Genomic DNA, 22,401 nt, shown 5'->3' with positions numbered 1-22,401 from the left:
TTTTGAGTATCAATTAAGAAATCCTGACATTTCACCCTTTGCAAAACTCTCACAAAGATTGAATGCCTTTTGTGTTCTCATTTGCCCGGTACCTCCAAACAATAAAGATTTTAATTTTGCTTCATCGTTCTTGTAGGTACGTACATTTTGAAAATATCCGGTTACTGCGTTGTATGCTCCAAACAAACTGCCTTTGGTAGTTTCTAACTGCTGGCTCTCGTTGGTCATGGCATATTCAAAAGCGGCATCCGTCATATTTTTAAAGCAGGTAGATAATTCATCCTCTTTACCAGCCTGTATATTTTGCAATACTTCTTTGTTTGGAACCAACGCCATTTGAATCAGCTTCCTTATTTCGGGGTCGGTAATTTTAACCTTTGCCCATTGGTTAAAAATACCTTCCAGTTGACGACTTAACTGGTTGGTGATGCCCATTAATTTGTGGGCTTCTTCCAGCCGTTCTTTTGCGTTGGCGGTATGCCTGATTTTAAAAGCGTTGGTATGATTGCGAAGGGCTGCGTTCAAAGTATTATTGCATACAATTCTAATCGGCGTAAAGGCTGCGGTAATGCTTCCAAAACCATCATGCGAAGTGGTTAAAAACAAATACTGTTCAATCAAATCATTATTACCTACTTTGATATAGTCGGGCAATTTTGCCGTAATGAAAATCCTTTCCCCCTTACCCAATGCGCCTGCGGTTTCATACTGGATGCCATCACCGCCAACAATGGAATCAAAAAAACTGAATGCATCCACATTTTGAACAACTTCGTAATCCCTGCCAACTACTCCCAAAATATTTTCGTTGTCAGTTCTTACCGTTGCAAAATAGTTGGATACTTCAATTTCAGGGATTTTTATTTCGGTGTCCTCGTCTGCTGTTTGGTTTTCATTGTCGAACGTAAACAGTTTTCTTTTTTCCACGGTATAATCCAAACCAGCAAATTTTAATGCTTCTGCGCTGTTAGGATAACCTTCTACAACTTGCCCTAACCCATGCCATGCTTTTTCCTTTACTGAAAAGAAACTGTGTTTGCCTGTTTGCTCATTGAAATTTAAATTGTGTGCCATGATAATTAATTTTTAATTTTTGAAAATGTTGTTGTGAGAAAATTTAAAATGGGAGGTCATCCGCTGCCGGTTCTTTTGCGGGTTCCGGTGTTGTTGGGGGTGTTTCATTCTTTTGGTTGCCGCTTCCGTGCATTTTGATTGTGTTTACATGAAAGGTTAATGTGGCTTTTGCTTCTCCATCTTTCCCCGTGTAAGCATTTACGCCAATGCGCCCCTGCAATTCAACCAAACTGCCTTTGGTGAGGTATTGGGCAATGCCGGGATTTACCCAGTAATCGCACTGCACATAGGTTACAATTTTGGTAGTTTCATTACTGCCCTTTGCTTTGTAGCTGTCATTAATAGCTACATTAAAATTTACTACTTGCTTTTCGTTTTTCAGGGTGCTGATTTTTGCATCTCCTGTTAATCTTGCTGTCATTTCCATGATTGATAGATTTATGATTAAAAAATAAGTTTCAGATTCTTGTCAATGGCTGCGGTCGTTCGCTGTTCCGGTGTGTGCTTTTTTACCAGATAGTAAACCATGATGTCGGCCTGCTGATAGATTACCCATGCTGATACAAGGGATTTTGAACGGCTTATTTTTTTGGAGTGCTGAATCTTCCATGAAAGCCGCATGAGTGCTGAAAGTTGTTGTGTGTGCATACGATGTTATTTTTAAGTGATGATTAACTCGGCATAAGCCTCGTTCGTTCTAATCGTAGCAACCCGGCCTTGAAAAGGATTTGGCAAAAGCAAGGTTTTTGTAAAAAGAATACTACCCCACAGATATATCTCCGAAGGAGGCCAAACCGGGGTGGAGATTGTTTTTACAAAACCGGTGGCAAGTTTCGCCCCTGTATTTTGGCGAAACGCAGACCTTGCTTTTGTCAAAGCCTGTCAAGAAATTTGCGACAGATAAGGATGAATGAGTTTTAAATAATACTCATTTATGAATCTGCTTTGTAGCTTCCCAAGTGGAATACTTTAATAATCTTATTTGAGAATGCTACGGAGTTTTTAAATCTGGAATTGTGGTTGGCGAGGAACAGCCAGTCCCGAAGCTTCGGGAAGCCAATCTCAATGACCAATATGATTGTCCGGCATAGTTCGCCTGGCTTTTTTGCCAAAGGCGAAAAGAAATAAGACTGGTGTACTGTGCAGGGGCTTTGCATTTAATAATAGATCTTTCATTTAAACGTTGCGGCATTAGGCAATCTTTAAGGTGGGAGATAGATAGGAAGCTTATCTTATTCAACTTTCGCAAATACGTTGTATCTTGGTTTAGTTGCTGCAAGCTTATTGATATTGAGTTTCGACATTACAGAAGTTGTTAGCCGCCATATTTAAGATCATTACCAATGACAAGTGTAACAAAAAAAATAACGACCAATACAAGAGTAATTAAAGATTTATTTACTAAGTATACTGATACGTTTATTGCTTTAAAGGAGTTGTTGAATAACTCGATTCAGGCAAAAGCAAAAAGTATAAACCTGCAAATTGATTATACAGAAGACCTCTTATGTAAATCATCAATTAAACAGATTGAAATATTTGACGACGGGCACGGAGTCTCTTATTCAGACTTTGATAAAAAAATACTTGAAATAGGGACTACTGCTAAAGAGAAAGGACAGGGAATTGGCAGATTTAGTTCCTTCCAGATAGGAGAACTAATGCATATAGAAACGATCGGTTATGATGATATTAAAAATTCATTTTCCAAAACATCTCTTAGTATTGATACCACGGATTTTCAAGACGCTCAACTTGAGCAAACTGAATTTAAAGTCGACTATGAATATTTCCCACAAAAGATAAACACCCATTATAAAGTTGTAATTCAAAATTTATATCACAATGTAAGCTTCCCTCCGCTTGTACAGCGACTGTGATAGACCTACTATAATCTCTCATACAACATTCTTGTACCAGCATATCTACCAGTACTCAATTCACAGCACACGGTGCGCCAATAGGGGGCGGCTGACTTGAACGATTTGGTGTCTATTTGCCAAAACCTTCTTGTTTGGCAATCACGCATACGGTATTTAAACTCGTACATTTCTAACCCATTTCCATCGCTAACTTCTTGTGTGCAAACTCTTGCCTTTGGAACTTCGTTTTGTTTTCTTTCATGCCTGCCGCTTGAGAACTGATGCCACTCATCGCCAACACAACCGAATTAAAATTTATCAATAGCGATTTTTAAAGGGAGATAGTCTACATCTTTAGCACCCTTTATAACAATACTTTTGCCATCTGATTCAACACTCTTGTACATCTCTAAAAAAAATTCAATACCATTACGGGCCTTGTCAATAGTTTTTTCGTAAAAAATTGAATTCCCTTGCCGTAATATTAGTTTGGAATACATTCCCGCATCGTCAAATTGTATTAATAAAGTTGCTTGAACTACTTTATCATAAAGATTGAGTTCAGTCTCTATTACTTTATAATCAGTATTCAAGTTAATAGAAATTCCCTTTGCGTAGCAATATTCACATGCATCGCCTAATTGAGGATTTCCGATTACTTTAGAGGCTTTCCGAAGAAAATTGTGAGCCTCATCCCAAAGATATTTTTTTCTTTCAAATCCACTCATTTTAAGAAAACTATCTATATCTAACACCCCATAATATCGTAAATGGCCAGGCTGATAAAATATTTTAAACTTTTCGAGTGCTGGGACAATTCTATAAGTGTCTTCTGTTGCTAAGTCGATATTTATAAACTTAATTTTTACACCGTCATATTTTTCATTTAATAATGTGGTTAGTAAAACACTCAAACCAAAATATAAGTCGTCTAAATTGTTCAAATTTTCTCTTCCATCCTTAAACCAATAAAGACACCTCTCAATTCTTTTTTTCATTTGAAACTTTTGTTTTAAAATCTTATTCGAAATCCAGTTGTAAAGTCGATAGGGAAAGGGACTTTCATTCCAGGTAAACGATATTGTCCAGTGGAATTATAATGTAAACTTCGTAAATATTTTTCAGCTACGTGGGCTTCAGATTTAGTCATAACTCCCGAAAAGGAAGCAGTTGCCCCATCCCCAGCTAATTTTAAAGACTGTTCCATCCTCTTGAAATTTGCGTCTGTAACACCAAATTTAAATACCCCTCCCCCTGCCTCTAATATGGTATAGGTACGCGAGGGCGCTTTTGACAATGATGATGTAAACAGTTTTATCAAATTTGCCGAACCGGACGCAAGAGATTTTAGTCCTGAAAGATCGCCCACTGCCATTAAAGCATTGAATGTCCCTCCGACATACCGACCGTTTTGAAAATCACTGATTGCATTTCTTCCAGAACCATAGGCAGGGATAGCTGATGAAAGGCCTTCAGCTTGTCCAATTCCTTTATCACTTGTCGGTACTACCTCAGCTCCTGCTAGTGTAACGGTAATCGATTTTCCATTTTCATCCTTGTACGTTTCAGATTGACCAATTATTTCGTCCAAGTTTGTCGGAGTAGCTCCTCTATTTTGCCAAGGTTCATTAAATCCCCAAGAATCGCCACTTACAAAAGGGCCTAAATCATTTGCTTTACTTGGTGATCCAGCACTACTTAACCCATTCTTGGCGACATAGTCGTTACTTAAAGGACCGTATGTTTTTCCACCACTTCCATCATTAATATCCCAGGCCTCTAATCCTTCAACTTCGATGCTGCTTACAACTTTATTTTCCGAAAAAGCATAAGTCGTATTATACAGGTATTTTTCTGCAAGTGGATCTATCTGCCAGAATCTACCAGTTTGGGGATCATCCATTCTATACTTGAATTCATAGATTTCCAAACCACTTCCGTCAGTAAATTCTTTGTGTTCAAAATCTTGGCCTTGAAACTTTTTATTTGATTCGAATTTACCGGCCGCTTTAGAACTGATTCCGGCTTGAATCAAGCCGAATGGATAGTAATGGGTTTCCTCAGTCAAAGGTCCCCTTGTATGCACCACCTGCAAGTTATCAAAGAACACATTTACCGGGCTTTCATTGCTACAATAAATATACACAAATCCATTTTTGGGTACCGGTATATTGCGCATTGAAGCATCTTCGGTATTATGATCTTTGACTACCGGGGTTGACTTTACCTGGCTAAAGCCACTTCCCACACATTTAAATTGCTCATCAAAAAACAGGTAATTGATAAACGCTTTGGGTATGGTTGGGGCTGTATTGCTTTGATTGGTTTCGTTGGTAGAGAGGATGCTGATACCTGCTATACCATTCGCTGTGTTTATTAAGGCCGGGGTAACAGCTCCATGCGCAGTCACAAGGTTTTGTCCGTTTACATTTCCCAGCAGTCCGGTTAAGAGGTCAATTACGGGTACTGAACTATTTGCCCCACTCCCACCCGTATTATTTTGAAACCAATAGCTTTTGCCAAAAATATTCAGCGTATCCCCAGCCATTACTTTGAGTGTGATACCTAAACCAGTCTTGTTGGTATTGGCATTCGTTTGGTAAATAAGTTGACTGTTTGTTGTGGTACACAGCGTGCCTGTACATGACGGGTTGTTGTTTAAAATATTGTTGTTATTAAGATACGCCGTTATACCGGTAGCGGCACTGTTGGCTACAACCTTAGTGGGGTCAATTGTGTAATATTTATTTTCAGTTCCAACCAATGATGTCTCGAGTGTCGCTGCCGGATATACATCCTGTTGCCTTTCGTCTGTAAGGACTACTCTTGTGTTACCAAGATGGTCCTTTTCAAAGTAATCAAAAGCCAACCCGCTAAGTAGGTTTGGACTGGCTCCATTAGTATATAATGCCCGTACCCTGCCTTCTTCGTGACCAATAAATTGTAATTTCGTAGTATCACCAAATGGTGCATTTAATATAGCGTTAGAGTAAATCTTAGTTTCATATACAAAACCATTTACGTAATCTGTTGTAGTAGTGATGTTAGTAGTGTTAGGCCCATTATAAATAACACTGGCATTATTTTCCACTGTTATTTTTTGCAGCTTATTGCCCAATGCATCATACTTGTAAGTGATGGTACCCTTACCATTAACAGCAGTGGCATTTTTTACAGTTATTTGCTGCGGCAGGTTCAAAAAATTGTATTGTATGCCATCAGTGGTTAGGTTACCGATGTCTTTGTTATAATCTCTTTTTAAGTTACCATTTCCATCGTAGGTATAATCTGTAATAGTAGTCAAATCTGTAGCCGCAACTTTTGCCGCATAATTTGGATGAAGTGCCGATGTACGGAAGTCTCCAAGTTTTGTAGTGGTGTCGTTTAAATTATCCCGAACGTTTTGCAGCTTATTACTGTTTGACTGGTAAGTATAAATCAAGTTGTCAATTTGGGCTATGGTATTCACTTTTAAACCCCACTGCTGCATCTGCTTTATATTGCCATTAGCGTCATACGCAGTAAGGTAACTTGTACCGTCGCCCATCTTTACAGAAAAATCAACCTGCGAATTATTCCAGCTGTTATCAGATGCATTATTCTGTTTAAAATTGGCCTTCAATAAACGATTGGCATTATCATATCCAAAATCATACTGTCTACATATTGCATCGCCTTTGCTTTTCCAAAGCAGCCCGCCAATATTACCATTGAGTTGAGCTGCGGCATAACTGGTAGCTGTATTTCTTGCGCTGGTTTTATCATAACCTAGTTCAAAGCCAAAATAAGTATTCGTTAGTGTGCCATTTAAAAAATCCCTGTTTATTCCAAGAAGCCAACCTCGTATGTTATAGTCAAAGTTTAGGGCATCAAGCTCTGTAGTACTCCCTGCCTTTTGACCTAATCTTTTTGCCTTTAACTGCCCTAATTCGTTATATGAATTTTGCACAATTATTTTTTCAGCAACGGTAATATTTTGGGTGCCCACAATACTGTTCACTTTTTTTCGTGCCATTAACAAGCGACCCATATGATCATAATCCAGTTTAGTTCCAACGTTGTGGGTTTGCGTAGCAGTACCAGTTTTTTGGTTATGTTGTAAAAGGGTACGTAAAGCCTTACCACTAAAATCGTATTGTGTGGTCGCGATATCTATTCCGGTACTTAAGTTTGTGCTTTGCGTTTGTATCACTCGCCCTTTATCATCGTACAATATCGCAGTATATAGATAGGTGCTTGCTGAACCCACCACTTTCACCATAGTGCCGGTCACCATGCCCCGCGTTTGATAATTTACAGTTAGCGGGAGCGCATATAAGGGAGCAGTGTTGAAGACTGTAACAAAATAGCTTGTGTCAGTCGCATAAGTACTAACTAAAGTAGAACTTAAACCTGTGGGCGTAATCCAACTGGCATAGTCATCATAAAAGGTTTGGGTTAGTATCTCGTAATTGGCACTGGTGTTTGGATAACTACCCCCAATATTTGCCTGGCCTTGATGGTACACACGGTCATTGGCATTTGTAAGCAGGCCAGTCCTGTAAGGACGGCTCAATTCATCATATTCTGTCACCATCCATTGCCCTGTTCCCGTGGTTCGCAGGGCGCTGTCTTGTGTCATTACCGGTCGGTTCCTGGTATCGTATACAATCCAAACCTCACCAGCCCCCGGTATTTTTTTAATGATCATCCGGTTCCTTGTATCATATTCATAACGGAAGCACAGTTCATTGGCAATGCCTTGCGTAATAGTCCAGGTAGGGCTTATTAATTCTACTGCCCGGGGAGGAATTACAAACCGGAGATTCTGCAATGTGTCATAAACGTAATAGGTATTCAGCCAACCAGTGTGACCAACAGCTGGCGCATTATCAATCTGTACTTTTTTTAGCACCACCATTCCTTCTTTATTTTTATACTCAATTACCTTATGACTGCTTTCGTCGATAGTAACATTTTTGTATAGTTGCCCGGCTGTATACATTCCTACATTAAACGGAATGCTGCCAGCAGCGGGAAGGATTGACCACAACCTTACACTGTCAGTCAATGCATTAATAACGTACTGACTATTTATTCCAACATTTGCACCAACCCAATTCAAGCCCGGCGCATAACTGTTGGTAACTCTCTCCAGCGGCGATTTTTCGAAGTTTGTTTTACCGTAATAATAATTTTCGCCTGAAAATTGAGCCTTATTAAAAATCGAATCCTGCTGAAATGGGTCTGCTTTAAAATTCCCGTCATTAATTACATCTCCTGTTCTGGCTACATTGGAAATAAATGGAAGGTACTTATATGTTTCTCTTCCCATACTGTCATAAACGGAGGCGTTTACCATATCATTCAATAGAGGGCTCCCCTGTTTAACTACAGTTTGCAGGGGGCGGCCAAGGCCATCCACATAATCAGTTGATTGTATTACATCTGTTACAGGCCGTACAACAAGAGCAGAAGAGCTTGATTCCGGAACTTTTGCGGTATAGGTACGAACATAATTTATAAACGTACTACTTCCGTACGGTAGCGGGTTTTTAATCTGCGCCTTTACATCAGACTCCATATAAACAAAACAGCAGATTGTTAATATGATTACCTTCAATGTAGTTACGAGGTTAATATTTTTTTGCATCACCTAATTTTTTAAAAAATTGTTTATTGTAATTGAAGTAATTTCTTCAATAGAATATCCGATAGCTCCTTTTCAGGGCCGATGACACCATATAACTCTCCCTCTGCAGATATAAAGTAGGCTTCCCCGACTCCTTTTACTTCCTGGTCAAAATGAGTATTTTGATTAACATCAGTTAACCATGAAAACAATGGGTGCTGCTTATCAGCAGATGTCTTATTTGTGTACATTCCTTTTGTGATAATGACATTTTTTCCAATTATTCCATTGTAAAAATCCTGTAAATCGGTTATCCTATTTTCGTCATATCCGTACTCATAGGCAGGTACTCCAATAACAGTAATTTTATCAACATATAGCTTGCTTATCATGTCTATTTTTTTCAGAAATGCTATATCTGATTTTGTATTGGTTACAGGTAAAATTGCTATCATTATTTTTTTCCCTTGTAAGTCTCCGATAGAGATGTCAGTGTTATCCATTTTTACGACGTGGATATCAAATAGCCCGATATTAATCCCTATCCCGGCAATCAGAAAACAAAGTTTTAACAGATACATATTTTTGAGTGTTTATTATTGAATAGTTAGATTAAAAATAGGCGAGCAAAGATTTACGCCGATTACGACTGAACCAAATGTAGCAGAGGTCCCGGTTGTAGTTAAGGTACAACCTGCAGAAAAAGTATAACTGGTAGTATTTCCAGGCTTAGCAATCGTCAATGAATATTTTCCGGCTGGAATAAAACCAATTTTTCCCGGATGTAAAATATCAATTGGAAAAGAATATACAGCGCCGCCCCCAAATAGAGTAAATGTCGCAATAAATCCTCCTGTACCAGAAGAATAATCAAACCCACTTACTGAAGCGCCACAAACACCATGAGCATTCGCATATGCCTGACCGTTGGTTGTTGTATCTGTTGTGGCCTGATTATCTGCATCTAGTTGGCTTATGTTGGAGCTGTATGTACCGCCTGGAACATTATAGGTTACAGCACTACCCAAAAGTGCTGATCCACAATCATTTTTATTGTACACCCTGCTTAAAGGGGCATTATAAAACGGAACCGCCAACATTTGATATTTATAGTCAAATTGTTTGAGTATATTATTATCCATATCCCAAATCCGTTTTAATCTAGGGATACCCGCATCCCACTCGTATTTGACTATCGAATTACTCGGTGAGCATGTTGAAGCAACTCCAAACGTTGGAGAGTATGTATATGTGGTCATCATTGCCTTTGATGGATATAACCTTAATTCGTCAACGGTATCAATTGCCGCCGCTGTAACATTTACCGCTGTTGTTGTTGTTGGTAACAAATGTTCATAGTATGTCCACCCCTGCTTTGTCAATCCTGCGGGAGTCGATGCTGATACAGTGCCCCCATTTGACTTGACTGTAGCGGAACCATTTTTCGCCCAATAGGATACAAAATATTGCTTTCCTGAGGGCACGGTTGCCGTGATGGTTTTGGTGCTATTTAGCACATAGCCCTGGTTACCGGTAAGGCTTGCAGTAATATAATTGTTGTCAGGCAATACCCAATTTCCTTTCCCCTCACCCTCGAAGGAAGTATATGCAACAGATGCATTGTTTGCATTTTTCACAACGGCCACCGGATAAAGAGAAGAATAATCCCACAAGTAACAAGTTGCTATGCTATCTGGTCCTATAACATCAACGGGATTGCCAATGGAATCATACTGTAAAATATTGGTCTTTATAATGTCTGACGATACCTGGTATTGATCTTTCTCGAAAGGCCAATAAAAACTACCATTATTCGTAGTATTTAATTTTAGGCTATCTTTCGAAACCATTAATATCTTACCTAGCTGATTACTTTTTGTAATCATAATTGCAGGGTCTTTAATATTTTGGTTGACCATATTGGAATAAAACGTATTGCCAGGAAAATCTGAAGGATATTTTATAGAAGTTATTTTGCTTGACCCATCACTTAGATTCTTTAAGGTATCCTGCATTACTTTATTGTTACTGTCATTATAGGCAAATGTTTCAATTGTTTTTATTGAATCAGGCGACTGGTAGTAGGTACTAGCTTTTTGTATAGTTGGATAAAAATGTGTATAGTAAACAAAAGGAGTAACATTGGATGTCCAAATATTTACCGTTCCAACCTGATGGGCGCTAGCGAAACTATACATTTTAATGTCCTTAGATTTAAAACTGTAACTACGAATTCCAACCCGATTGGAAGTTATAGCATCATCATTGATGTAATTGATAGTGTCTCTTGAAACAATATTTTTTGCGCTATCATAATTTGTTTGAGCGATTAATTTACCACGTTGAAAATTTCTGCTATTGGGTTGCATAAAATAATTGGCGGAAATTGTTGTACTTAAAAATGCACTCGGCAAGATATCGCCATGTCCGTTATCGTAGTTGTTATATCGATAAGACGTTTTACTACCATCAGCATTCAGCTCATCAACTTTAGAATAGGTTACATGATTGCCATTGGTATTTTGCAGAGGCATTAAATTTCTGTCATAGAAATATCTCATTATAATAGTACCGGTCATATCTGCAGCGTTTACTGAGTCGCGGTACAGAATGCCTGCACTATTTAAAATGCCACTTGAAAAACCATTGTCATTTTTGTACTGGTATTTCTTAACTGTCGGAATTGCATTGGCATCGCTGTAAGAATCAATTTCTTTTATACGCAATCCTCCCGCTGTGGTGTTTGTACTTAAAAAATTTGTCTGGTAGTTTGCCGGATTTATTTGTGAGGAATAGTCATGAGGCTCATAAATAAAATTTGTATAACCACCAGTTGGATAAGTGATGGAAGCTAATGATCCAATCTTCGCAGAATCAAAAACGGGTTGTCTATTTGTATAATATGTATTGATAAAATCCTCATTCGGAAAGCCTCCGTTTCCGGATGGGGGAGCATAAGGATTATTATATTGTCCGTTTGTACTTGGCAATACAGAAGTCTTCATTGGAAACTTGCCAGTATAGTATCCCCAGTGATCAATTTTTGTTGTAAGAATACCATCTTCAATTTTGCCATCACAATAATTCGAAAAATTCATACCGTTATAGTTGAATTGATATATCAAAGGCCATTTCACTGTGCCAAAATTGAGTGTTTTAAGGAAAAGACGATTAGCAACGGTAGAGTCATAATAGGCAAACCCAAAGGACATGGTTTGGGCACTGTTATATGACACCTGAATTTTATCAAGTTTATAATCTGTGGGGAGTGTTGTCACTGGATCCAAAACTCCCAATGTTGCCCACAAGTTGGGTATTGCGGAATATGTTTGCAGGGTATTGTCAGACGCTGGAACACCAAAGTTGTTAAGCGTAGTTTTAGGTAACGAATAATAGTAAATATTATATGGAGAATAGGTAAATTGTACAGAGAGTTTGTTGTAGGTTATGGATTGTAAGTATACTGGATCATGGATGATGCCTGAAAGAGCCTGCAATGAATAAGCTGAATAGGTATTGCCAAGATATTGTGACTGGTAAGCATTCATTGAGCCGTAAACAGAATACGAATAAATGCTTCGTTGATAATTAAAATTTATTTTCTCCCCTTTACTCGTGATAATCTGAGTTAAATACCAGGATGTTGCTGTCGCTGGCCAGGTATCACCTACACTATTTCGATTAAATTCTATCGAATTTGCATCGTTGCCAAATACAAAAGTGTTACCCGACCTGTCGGAAATTTGAAAATTTTGAAAGCAATATTTTACAACGACTGATTTCGTTAAGGTCGGATATTTATAGCTGTACGGTGCCATTGACACGGTGATTTTTAGTTTCTCACCATTATTTTCCTTAACCTGCCAATTACCAGATTGATCCATCCAAAAACTACCGGAATAACCTGGCACACTAAACATAAATTCATCAGGAGCCCAATCATGCCATTGACCATAGGCGGTGCATGGCCCGGAACCACATTTTAAACTCACTAAGAATCCTGCCATGGTATCTATATTATTCCAGCTAGTTTTATTTAATTGACTTCGATTCCAATAGTATCCAAGCATTGAGTCCGAATAGCTTGTATTTACATGCTCATCCAGGGTCCCGTTTTGGACTCTTGTAATGCATCCTCCTGAGGTTAAAGACCAACCAACACCAACGGTGCCTCCTTTTTCATTAGGCTTTACACCGCCTGCATGATAATTTAGACGGATATCAATATCTAAGCCTTTTACCGGCAATTTATAAATGGGAACATCAACAGAGGGCAATCCATTGAAAAAATCAACTGGTACCCGGCCAAATTTTTGAATCGAAGCAGCTTGCGGTGTTGCCACGGAAACAAGGCCAGGATCCATAACAAATTGGTTACCGGAATTGATAGGGCTTTGGCTAAATAACTTGCCCAGTACTAAGCAAAAAAACAAACAAAAGCTGTATCGCTTTTGGCCGATTTTTTTTGTCCTCATTTTACGATTCATTAATGAACTAGTGATAAACATACTCCTTGTGTTAAAAATTAAAACCCGCTCTAAATACAATTGGGTGTGTATTAAATGGATGCTGCGATGCCAGCAAATCATACAGTAACTGAAATTTTGTACCCTTAAACCATTTATTTTTAATGGGCATTTTTTTGCTAATACCTGCCAGGCCGCTTTGCTGCCATGTACTGTATTGCTGTAATTGTGATAAATTTTTGAAAACTGTGTTGTAATTCATTTCAAAACCTCCACTAAGAAAAAACTGTCTTTTTAATTTCCAGTCTACGAAACTTCTTAACCCAACACCCTGGTGTGTTAAATGAATGTGTTCAATAGTTCCTAAGCCCGCCAGATAACTTGCGCCAATGCCGGCCGAGCTTTTCTCGTTAATCTGGAAACCAAGATTAAATCCAATATTTTCCTTAGCTGGCAGGTATGCATTGGCACCGATTGATTGCATGTCAACACTAAATTCAAGCCGCTGCTTAAATGTTTTTGTTTTGGTATTATCGGCTTTAAAGTCAGGTATTTCAGCATCACTGCTACTGCCACCTGCTTTTAGTACTTTGTCTTTGAGCTTGCTTAATTCACTATGAGCTGCCTGAAGTTGCCCGGTGATCTGCGACATTGCATTAGGCCCTCCGGCGGCAATCTGGTTTTGTATTAGGGCACTAACACTTGAACTTGTTTGCAGACCCGCAATGCTGGCGGCACTTCCGTTACTTGCAGCAGGAGCGCCAAACAAACCAGCGAGCATTGAATTTTGTTGTACAAAGGCTTGAAAGGCTGGTATTTTATTCAACATAGTCAAAGCGGCTTGTTCAGCTTTTTGACTATCTTTAAAAAGCTCTTTGAAGTTTTTTAAAGTTTGGAGATAATAATAAGTCTCCTGATTTATCTTACCCAGGTACTTATTGTTGCCCAGGTATTGAAAACACTCGCTGATAATTTGTCTTTTCCTTTCTTTAATTATTTGCTGCAATGCCTCTGATCGGTCCTCTTCTTCATTTAAAGAAGCAATTTTTATACTAGCGGAATCAAGTACATTGCTCAACTTACCATTGAGTTTTGATTTCTGATCCTGTAAATATTTTACGTTTGTAGTTAAGTGATCGCGATAGCTATCATACGCAGTTGGGTACTGAGAAACGACAGCTTCGCCGGCCTTCAATTTCTGCAGCATAGATGTAAAAGTCAACTGATTATTGCCAAATAATTTTTCTGCGGCAGTGGGGTTGGCTTTTTGCAATAATGTACGTATTTTATTTTCCCAACGGCTGAGCTTAGTGAGTGTTTTTTCTGTTTTATTGGTTACCTGGTTAGTGTACCTGTCTATCTTTTTATCAATACCAGTGATGTATTTCGTGGGAATGCGATTAAGATTATCAATAGCGCTGTCAGCAGCGGTTTGAGCCATGGACAAATGGCTTAACAGCAAGGTGAAAATACAGAGGTATAATTGCAGCTTAGGCATGTAATGTATGGGACAAAAATTAATTTAAATTGGCTAAATCAATGATATTGGATATTACTAAGTACAAAAGAAATTACAACGGGCCGGCACTGCGCAGATTTACAAAAACCGATTGCATTTTTTCATTCTCTCTGTCGCAAAAAGTTACTACATCAATCATTTTTTTCAACTCAAAGATATTCGTGCAAAATATCCCACAATCAAAATCAGAATATTTACACCACCACAATAAGCCCTTTCACGTAATTATTATCAAAAAAATTTAGCAACCGCTGGAATTTCAATTACTGATTTGGCATAGGATTAACCTTCCCGAAAATGGGGTTAGAAAATAAAAAGATTGAATTAGATTGGAAGTAAATCTGTAGCTTGAAAAAGAGTATTTTTTCGAAATGGCAATGCGTCAGGATATTGGACTATGCGAAATGGCCACCGTTTTTTAAAACAAGCCTTAGATCTTATATCCATGTTAAACGTAGTATATTTTTTTAAATCTTGTTGCCCTTCCCAATACTTCGTTAACGGCAAAAAACATTAAACCCTTTATGAATAAGGATTACATCCGAAAAAAAAGATTTCAACTTCATAAAATTGGGTATTTATACGCAATTAAAATACCGTATTTTCCACATGGTTTACTTTTTTCTTTCTACACGGCAAGCCGGGCCGTTGTGCTGATTCTTGTTTGTAAGCATCGATCTTGAAAATGTGCTTTTGGGGATTATTTCAGATTTTTTTATAAACAACTAAAGCAATTTAGTTATATTGATATCATTGTTTCTACTCGAATTGGACGATCACATTCTTTGCACGACAATTAAAAAAGGATAGTAATTCATTTGTAAATTTATAAATGCCAATTAAAAATCGTGATTTTTCGATACTTTGAATTTTGAATTGTCTTTATGAAAAATAAATTTTGTCTGATTTACTGCTTGCTGATTTATTTCAATGCAAGTGCGACTACCTATATTGTTATCAGCAATGCTGATAGTGGTCCTGGCAGTTTAAGGGAAGCTATGACCTTTTGCAACAGCAACGGCATTATTGGGAGAGATTCCATCGCTTTTGCAATACCATCCACCACAATTACTGCGAGAACAATCACTTTACTTTCAGCTCTTCCTAAACTTAGTTCCAATATGGTTATTTATGGAGCTTCTCAGCCCGGGAGTTCCATTGGAGTTAGTGACGCGAAAGTTGTGCTTTTACTTACAAACAACGGTGTGAATTTTAGCTTTCTTGACGCAACTGACTGTAGTGACGTTGGCATTTACGGTATTGCAATGGTAAGTACGTTTGCCAATGATTTTGTTTCACCGGTAACCGCTATCACCTACTTGAGGTGCCACAATCTTCAGATCGGTAAGGCTGGTGCAGGAAATTATATTTTGGGATGCGCAAGAGCGCTCTATTGCAATACAGGAGCATATTATAATTTCACTTACAGCGATACAAGCCGGCAACTTACTTTGCAAAGCAACATAATTGGTCTTGACGAAGAAGGAGGTTTTAGCAATACGTACCAGTCTCAAACAGTACCGCCTATTTATTTACCGATATACATTATAAGCACCGCTGACATACTTTTTGGAGGCGATAAGCCTGGCGAGGGCAATACCATTGCCATGAGCGTGAACCTACCCTACCCCAACTATTCTGTAACTGGAAATAACGTAATTATTGAAACCTGCAGGGATGCTGATAATGGATATTTAGTGATGAAAAATAATAAATTTGGTACCAAAAAAGATGGTTCCTGGCCTCCACCAACTGGTCCGATGCCAATCTTCATTTACATACCCAACAATTTTTATACTGACTACGAATTTAAATTTATAAACAATGTTTTGCAAGGGCAGCTGCTATTAAATGACCTTGGCAAATATTTTTACATACAAGGCAACACTATTTTTGCTCCCTATGTTAATACAGTTTATGATGCATCAATTACCTTGACAAATAATTATGGTGGAGGAATAGTGGGTGGTGATTCAGCTTATCAAACTAACACCATCTACAATAACTATACGGACCCTATTTATTACTTTAATAACTATGCAACTTTTGTAGCCTCGATAAGAGTTGATGCCGCATCTCAAACAACTATTAGAAATAATGTTACCTATTGCAACAGGTTCGCAGGATCGAGTATAATCAGCTATAATTACAATGGCTCAATCAATCCGAATTGTTGGGTTCGCATTGATTCAATGAATACAAATATTGTAAAAGGAAAAGCGAGCCCGAATAGCAGAATAGACGTGTATTTAGATGATGACTGTCTTGCTTGCGAAGGAAAAAAATTCCTGGGATTTACATTGTCAAATCCAGACAGTAGCTGGCAGTATACCGGGACATTTAGCGGCACTGTAGTCGCTACCGCAACATCAGGCTCTGGGCAAACTTCTGAATTTTCTACACCAGGTATTACAGATTACTACGTTAAGGTTAAGCAACCGAATTGCAGTAAGAAAAATGGATCAATAAAAGGGCTGTTAGTCTCTGGTAATACAAATGTAAAATGGCATTTACTTAAGCAAGTAAATGGCGTATGGAAAGACTCTTTGTATGCAACCACTGTAGATCTTGATAGTGCCGGCCCTGGGATCTATATTTTTGATGCCTGGATTGGAAATACCTGCAGGGGTGATTTTAAGCGATATGACCTATATGACCTAACGCCAAAATTGAATACATCTCTGGTTAGTTTGCAAAATCCGACTTGTGGCCAGAGTAATGGCTTTGTAAAGAACATCACTATCAATACCTATCAGGACATAAAAATCTCCTGGATAGATGCTTCCGGCACAGTAGTTGGAGATCAGCTTGACTTGATAGATGTGTTCACCGGTCAATATAAATTGATCGTTAAGGATACCGTTTCCGGGTGTTCAGATTCTACCGGCTTTTACACGCTTATTAATCAGTCCGGCCCTTCGATAAATACTATTAACATTGCAATAAAACCTTCCACCTGTGGCAAGAATAATGGAAGCATTACGGGAATTGTTGCTATTAATGTTTCCGGCACACCTTTTTATCAATGGATAGATTCACTAAACAATCCTGTAGGTAACACTCCTAACCTCTCGGGTATTTATAAAGGGAAGTATGCACTCAAATTCAAAGACCAAAGTAGTTGCGATACAATTCAAACACCATACTTTACGGTTACTGATAATGGAGATATCCTTATTGACACAGCAAGTGAATTAATAATTGCCAGCAAATGCAGTGCTAACACTGGAAGCATCCAGCAAATAAAAGTCACAAACGGAGAAGTTTTCACCTGGAAAAACACTGCCACAAACACCCTGACGGGTAACGCTTTAGACATATTTTCGCAACCTCCGGGCAATTACGAATTAAGCGTTAGCAATCATTATGGATGTTCAGCAACTTCACCACAGATTGCTATTCCACCTTCCAATTTTTTACCTATTGGAGTAACTGCATACACTTCGAAAGATGGCTTATGCCTTCGGAATAATGGATCAATCACAATCAATAATTTTAGTTCAAGTAGTTCCATGTATACATTCAATTGGATTGATAGTGTTTCCGGAATTGCTGCAGGCACCGGCACTTCTGTTAGTAATTTAGCAGCAGGAACTTACCAACTTTTTGCGACCGACAGCAATGGTTGTACCAACAAAATTTTTAGCGATTCAATCAAAGTGTTACCTGTACCTGTCTTTGATTATTCACAGGAGCAAATAACAAACGATGTATGCAACCTGCACCAGGGCAGTATCGCATCTATAAAAATAAACGGGCTTACAGGACCTTCGACCTATACCTGGCAAGATCAGAATAATAATATTGTCGGAAACACATTACAGTTATCAAATATTGGGGCAGGGAATTATATCTTAGAAGTACATGACGCCGGTGTATGTACGTTTCATTCCAATCCTATCATGATAGTTAATGCTGATTCAGCTTTAGCACTGCCGCAGTATGACTCACTCGTCATTCCAAGGTACTCAAGTGCCAATATCGTTTTAAAAAATCCAACGGTAGGGTCTTATCAGCTAATGGCCAACTTATCCGGACAACAGATATTGCAACAAAATAGCAGTGGTAATTTTAATGTTGCCAACATTGCGGCAGATACAAGTTTTTACGTTTTGGTGACCAACGGCACTTGCTCCAGTTCCATAGCGAGGGTATTTATTAAAGTGGTCGATAAATCTTTTATAGTGGTCCCAACTGCGTTTACTCCGAATAATGACGGCAAAAATGATTTTCTGTCGGCAAAATCAATCGGCTACATACAACTAGACTTTTTCAGGGTATTTAACAAATGGGGAGAATTGGTTTTTGAAACTCATCAACTTAATAATGGATGGAATGGACGATATAAAAGTCGGGTACAAAATACGGGAAGTTATATATGGTTTGCAGAAGGTAGGGATATCAATGGAAATGTTGTTTCAGCTAAAGGTATGACTACTTTGATAAGATAATACAAAGTGAGGTCTTACGATCCATTCCTTCCATAATTCATTTTCTTACCTATTGACTATATAAACCGATATTTTTGGATTCTAGTGTTACACAGAGTCATTTGTCAATCTCGTACGCCCAATACATCCGAAATTCAATCTGACAGTTAAATTGAATAATCGATCTATCTCGCCCCTTTAGATAGGTCAATTGTGCTATCGTAGCGAAAATCCTTAAAGGTTTAATCAAATCCCCCACCCCACCAAACTTGCTGTTTAAGAAAAAGTTGGAACCTAATAAACCTTTGAAAACCAGCTAAAACCTGGAGCGGCAGAAAAATCAACATGCTCATTCAATTTTTTACTGTAAATGTGGAATTAACCGGTACAAAAATTGATGTTTTTTTAGTAATTGATGTCCCCCTCATGACAAAAGCAGCCAATACTGATAGAGAAAGGATAGTTAATATTCTAACGGATTCTTTTGAAGACAACAAGAGCGTTAACTACATTATAAATCAGGATGATAAAAGAAAGCTGCGAATAAAACGCCTGATGGAATATTCTTTCGAAGTGTGCAAAATGTTCGGTGAGGTATTTATAACAGATGATAAAAAAGGTTGTGCCCTACTTATATATCCAGAAAAAAAGAAAACTACTTTAAAATCAATCTTACTGGATATTAAATTTATTACTACTTGTTTAGGTTTGGGCAATATAAAAAAAGCTATGAAGCGGGAGGCTGCAATTCATAAAGCTCATCCCGATGGTCTCCTATATTACTTATGGTTTATCGGCGTTGCGCAGAATGAGCAACATAGGGGAATTGGAAGCGACCTGATGAACAATATCATTACTGAAGCAGAAAAGCTTAACAGAACGCTGTGTTTGGAAACTTCGACGCTCAAAAATATTCCCTGGTACGAAAAATTTGGCTTGACAATTTATAAACAATTTGATTTTGGATATACGCTGTTCTGTATGAAAAAAGACTAAAACAATACATCAATATGCTTATACCCGGCACCCAAATGCATATTGTCACATTCATTTTTGTGTCCATAGAAATTGTTATCCTTTTCTATCTACTGATTTACAGGCTAGCCCGACCTGATGATACTACAGCCTATTTAAACATCGTTCTTATATTTCTTCTCCTGATGTATAATATCACTGGTGGATTGCTTCCTGATGAGAATTTACCAGGTTCATTTTTTTTGCAAAATGTGATTGCATATGCGACAGGATTTATTACTCCATGCTTTTTTCCATATTATGTTCACAAAGCGTTTGCATTGGAAAAAATGCGTTTCCATGCATTTAAAGGAGTCTATTTATTTCTTATTCTTCCTTACTTTTTGTTTGTAGTGGTTTTTGCAATAACGGAAAAATTGGAGGATGCAAAAGATTTATTGGCCCTACCAGTTGTTTATGCATTGTGGGTGATTATTTCAATGATAAAAGCGATCCGTTATAAATACAAAAAGGACTTCAGTTCGAGGGAATCCAAAGAAGAAATGACTGTATTACTAATAAGCCTAACTCCATGGGTAATGCTACCAGTAATTGACTTTTTCAATATGGGACAGGGTACAGAGGCATGTATAACAAACATCGGTTTTTTATCTTTATTCGCGTTGCAAATGAAAAGGCACATTCATGAAATGCGTGCAGAACATAACCGATTGGTAGAATCACAAAAAGAGCTGCAAAACTGGAACAGCAACTTAACAAATGAAGTTACGAAGAGAACAAAAGAACTGGAAATTATTAATCAACAACGAACAAACACCCTGGTCAACCTGGCCCACGAAACCAAAACACCTCTTACTTTAATTAATAACTACTTGGAAGAATACATTCAAAAAACAACTCCGTCTGAAGAATTGAATATTGTAAAACGGAACATCAATAAATTATCATCTGATATTGTTAACCTGTTTGACATAGAAAAATTCAATAAAGGATTTGCGGTGTACAATCATAACCAACTTTGCAACTTTAGCGACATACTAAAGGATAGCATGGCGCTGTTTGAAAAGTATGCAATAGACCTAGAGATTAAAATTGAAGTTTCGATTCACCAGGGAATTATAATACAGGCCGATCCGCTTTCTATAAATAGGATCATTAACAACCTGATTGAAAATGCAATGAAATTTTCAGAAGCAAATGATACTATTGAGATCGCTCTATCTAAGAATGATGACGGAGACATTCAATTCATTGTAAGCGATAGAGGCATCGGTATTCCGTTGAACATGCAGGCGAAAATATTTGAACCATATTACCAGCTCAATAGTCAAAAAGCCAACACACAGGGCATGGGGCTTGGATTGCCAATTGTAAAAAAAGTAGTAGAAGAGTTGAACGGTAAAATTTATATTAACAGTAATCCCCAAAAAGCAAGAGGTACAAAAATAAAGATTTCATTAAAAGCTTATAAGAATACCAATAGTGAACCACTGAATGCAGCAATTGTAAAGGCGCCATCAATACAGTTGCCGTTGTTAACGCCGACTGACAAGGTAGTTGACAAAGAGAGGTTTACGGTTTTAGTTATTGAAGACAATATTGCAATGATCAATTATCTCACCAATAAGTTGAGCGAAAAGTATAATGTCCTGGTTGCTATGAATGGAAGTGATGGGCTTAGGAAGTTAAAAGAAGTTAAAGTAGTACCAGATCTGATTGTAACAGACATTATGATGGACAAGATTGATGGTTATGAATTCGCGAAAATCATTTCAAAAAGTGAGCAGTTTGCTCACATCCCCATTATATTTCTTTCGGCGAAGGCTGCGCTCAAAGACAAATTACAAGGATTGAAATTAGGGGCAATTGACTATGTTCCAAAACCCTTTTCAATTGCAGAATTTCTGTACAAGGTTGATTCTATTCTAACATATGCAGGAAAGCAAAAACGCTCCATTCTGAATATGACGTTTGACCGAGTCAGTTCAAACGGTACATCGCATCAAAAAATCCAGGTAAGTAGTTTTGAGCTGAACTGTGATTTGTACAACCTTACTGCCCGGGAAAGAGATATTGCCAAACTCATTTGCCAGGGACAAAAGTACAAAGACATTGGCGGAGCTCTGTTTATTGCCGAAAGGACAGTTACCAAACATGCGCAAAATATATTTGAGAAGCTGCAGGTTTCAAACAAAATAGAATTGATTAATAAACTGGAATATTCACAAACTGCCTGACTTTTAGAATGGCGAGAAAATTGTTGATTGAGCTTTAATAACTTATACAAAGCATACTCATTTATGCGTAAGAAAATAGTATCAATTGCTTATACTAAATTTTGAATAAAGGCGTAGACTTTGATGGACACGGGAAAAGGCCACGGCTCCCGTAAATGAAAAATACTCCCGCTAAACAAATACCTATACTCTTCAGCCAATGGAAGATCAATGGTGAGAGTGAATTG

Annotated in this window: 12 protein-coding genes; 4 read left to right on the top strand and 8 right to left on the bottom strand. The window is 37.9% G+C overall.

All coding sequences use genetic code 11. The annotated features are described in order from the left end of the window. Positions 1-9: 9 nt before the first annotated feature. Genes QWZ08_RS19380 through QWZ08_RS19370 form a run of 3 tightly spaced genes read right to left on the bottom strand, consistent with a single transcriptional unit; the run spans position 10 to position 1,722 of the window. On the bottom strand, positions 10-1,074 hold the full coding sequence (locus QWZ08_RS19380; RefSeq protein WP_290339186.1) for a DUF932 domain-containing protein: 1,065 nt from the start codon (positions 1,072-1,074) through the stop codon (positions 10-12). A gap of 43 nt (positions 1,075-1,117) precedes the next feature. Continuing rightward, a complete protein-coding gene (locus QWZ08_RS19375) occupies positions 1,118-1,495 on the bottom strand; it encodes a single-stranded DNA-binding protein (RefSeq protein WP_290339185.1) in 378 nt (125 codons plus the stop codon). A gap of 23 nt (positions 1,496-1,518) precedes the next feature. After that, the gene (locus tag QWZ08_RS19370; protein WP_290339184.1) at positions 1,519-1,722 is read right to left on the bottom strand and encodes a hypothetical protein; all 204 of its coding nucleotides are present in this window, start codon (positions 1,720-1,722) and stop codon (positions 1,519-1,521) included. A gap of 695 nt (positions 1,723-2,417) precedes the next feature. On the opposite strand from QWZ08_RS19370, the gene QWZ08_RS19365 reads away from it, so the two are divergent. After that, positions 2,418-2,954: an ATP-binding protein gene (locus tag QWZ08_RS19365; RefSeq protein WP_290339183.1), complete on the top strand. Its 537-nt coding sequence runs from the start codon at positions 2,418-2,420 to the stop codon at positions 2,952-2,954. A gap of 290 nt (positions 2,955-3,244) precedes the next feature. On the opposite strand, the gene QWZ08_RS19360 is transcribed toward QWZ08_RS19365, so the two are convergent. The 5 genes from QWZ08_RS19360 to QWZ08_RS19340 all read right to left on the bottom strand — a co-directional run bounded on the left by QWZ08_RS19360 (position 3,245) and on the right by QWZ08_RS19340 (position 14,454). Further along, positions 3,245-3,934, bottom strand: a complete 690-nt coding sequence (locus QWZ08_RS19360) for a hypothetical protein (RefSeq protein WP_290339182.1) — start codon at positions 3,932-3,934, stop codon at positions 3,245-3,247. 14 nt (positions 3,935-3,948) lie between these two features. After that, positions 3,949-8,568, bottom strand: a complete 4,620-nt coding sequence (locus tag QWZ08_RS19355; protein ID WP_290339181.1) for a DUF6443 domain-containing protein — start codon at positions 8,566-8,568, stop codon at positions 3,949-3,951. A 23-nt stretch (positions 8,569-8,591) separates the two neighbouring features. Beyond that, positions 8,592-9,128 carry a hypothetical protein gene (locus QWZ08_RS19350; protein WP_290339180.1) on the bottom strand — a complete coding sequence of 179 codons (537 nt, stop codon included), beginning with the start codon at positions 9,126-9,128 and terminating at the stop codon, positions 8,592-8,594. A 15-nt stretch (positions 9,129-9,143) separates the two neighbouring features. Further along, positions 9,144-12,911, bottom strand: coding sequence for a DUF5977 domain-containing protein (locus QWZ08_RS19345; RefSeq protein WP_290339179.1), 3,768 nt, complete (start codon positions 12,909-12,911; stop codon positions 9,144-9,146). A gap of 154 nt (positions 12,912-13,065) precedes the next feature. Next, complete coding sequence (locus QWZ08_RS19340) at positions 13,066-14,454, bottom strand: hypothetical protein (protein ID WP_290339178.1); 1,389 nt, start codon at positions 14,452-14,454, stop codon at positions 13,066-13,068. Positions 14,455-15,416: 962 nt separating this feature from the next. Between QWZ08_RS19340 and QWZ08_RS19335 the strand changes: the two genes are divergently transcribed. From QWZ08_RS19335 to QWZ08_RS19325, 3 genes are all read left to right on the top strand, one after another. Next, on the top strand, positions 15,417-18,983 hold the full coding sequence (locus QWZ08_RS19335; RefSeq protein WP_290339177.1) for a T9SS type B sorting domain-containing protein: 3,567 nt from the start codon (positions 15,417-15,419) through the stop codon (positions 18,981-18,983). A gap of 324 nt (positions 18,984-19,307) precedes the next feature. Beyond that, positions 19,308-19,958 carry a GNAT family N-acetyltransferase gene (locus tag QWZ08_RS19330; protein ID WP_290339176.1) on the top strand — a complete coding sequence of 217 codons (651 nt, stop codon included), beginning with the start codon at positions 19,308-19,310 and terminating at the stop codon, positions 19,956-19,958. Between the two features lie 164 nt (positions 19,959-20,122). After that, positions 20,123-22,174 (top strand): ATP-binding protein, encoded by a 2,052-nt coding sequence (locus tag QWZ08_RS19325; protein ID WP_290339175.1) that lies wholly within the window; start codon positions 20,123-20,125, stop codon positions 22,172-22,174. The last annotated feature ends 227 nt before the right edge of the window (positions 22,175-22,401 follow it).

Source organism: Ferruginibacter paludis, from assembly GCF_030409685.1.
Taxonomy (GTDB): Bacteria; Bacteroidota; Bacteroidia; order Chitinophagales; family Chitinophagaceae; genus Ferruginibacter; species Ferruginibacter paludis.
This window is presented reverse-complemented; position numbering and strand designations above follow the sequence as displayed.

Bases quoted from the DNA above. Each gene is read 5' to 3' on its own strand.
- QWZ08_RS19365 (WP_290339183.1), top strand. From the start codon at position 2,418: ATGACAAGTGTAACAAAAAAAATAACGACCAATACAAGAGTAATTAAA.
- QWZ08_RS19345 (WP_290339179.1), bottom strand. From the start codon at position 12,911: ATGGATCCTGGCCTTGTTTCCGTGGCAACACCGCAAGCTGCTTCGATT.
- QWZ08_RS19375 (WP_290339185.1), bottom strand. From the start codon at position 1,495: ATGACAGCAAGATTAACAGGAGATGCAAAAATCAGCACCCTGAAAAAC.
- QWZ08_RS19380 (WP_290339186.1), bottom strand. From the start codon at position 1,074: ATGGCACACAATTTAAATTTCAATGAGCAAACAGGCAAACACAGTTTC.
- QWZ08_RS19355 (WP_290339181.1), bottom strand. From the start codon at position 8,568: ATGCAAAAAAATATTAACCTCGTAACTACATTGAAGGTAATCATATTA.
- QWZ08_RS19330 (WP_290339176.1), top strand. From the start codon at position 19,308: ATGCTCATTCAATTTTTTACTGTAAATGTGGAATTAACCGGTACAAAA.
- QWZ08_RS19370 (WP_290339184.1), bottom strand. From the start codon at position 1,722: ATGCACACACAACAACTTTCAGCACTCATGCGGCTTTCATGGAAGATT.
- QWZ08_RS19350 (WP_290339180.1), bottom strand. From the start codon at position 9,128: ATGTATCTGTTAAAACTTTGTTTTCTGATTGCCGGGATAGGGATTAAT.
- QWZ08_RS19340 (WP_290339178.1), bottom strand. From the start codon at position 14,454: ATGGCTCAAACCGCTGCTGACAGCGCTATTGATAATCTTAATCGCATT.
- QWZ08_RS19360 (WP_290339182.1), bottom strand. From the start codon at position 3,934: ATGAAAAAAAGAATTGAGAGGTGTCTTTATTGGTTTAAGGATGGAAGA.
- QWZ08_RS19325 (WP_290339175.1), top strand. From the start codon at position 20,123: ATGTATAATATCACTGGTGGATTGCTTCCTGATGAGAATTTACCAGGT.
- QWZ08_RS19335 (WP_290339177.1), top strand. From the start codon at position 15,417: ATGAAAAATAAATTTTGTCTGATTTACTGCTTGCTGATTTATTTCAAT.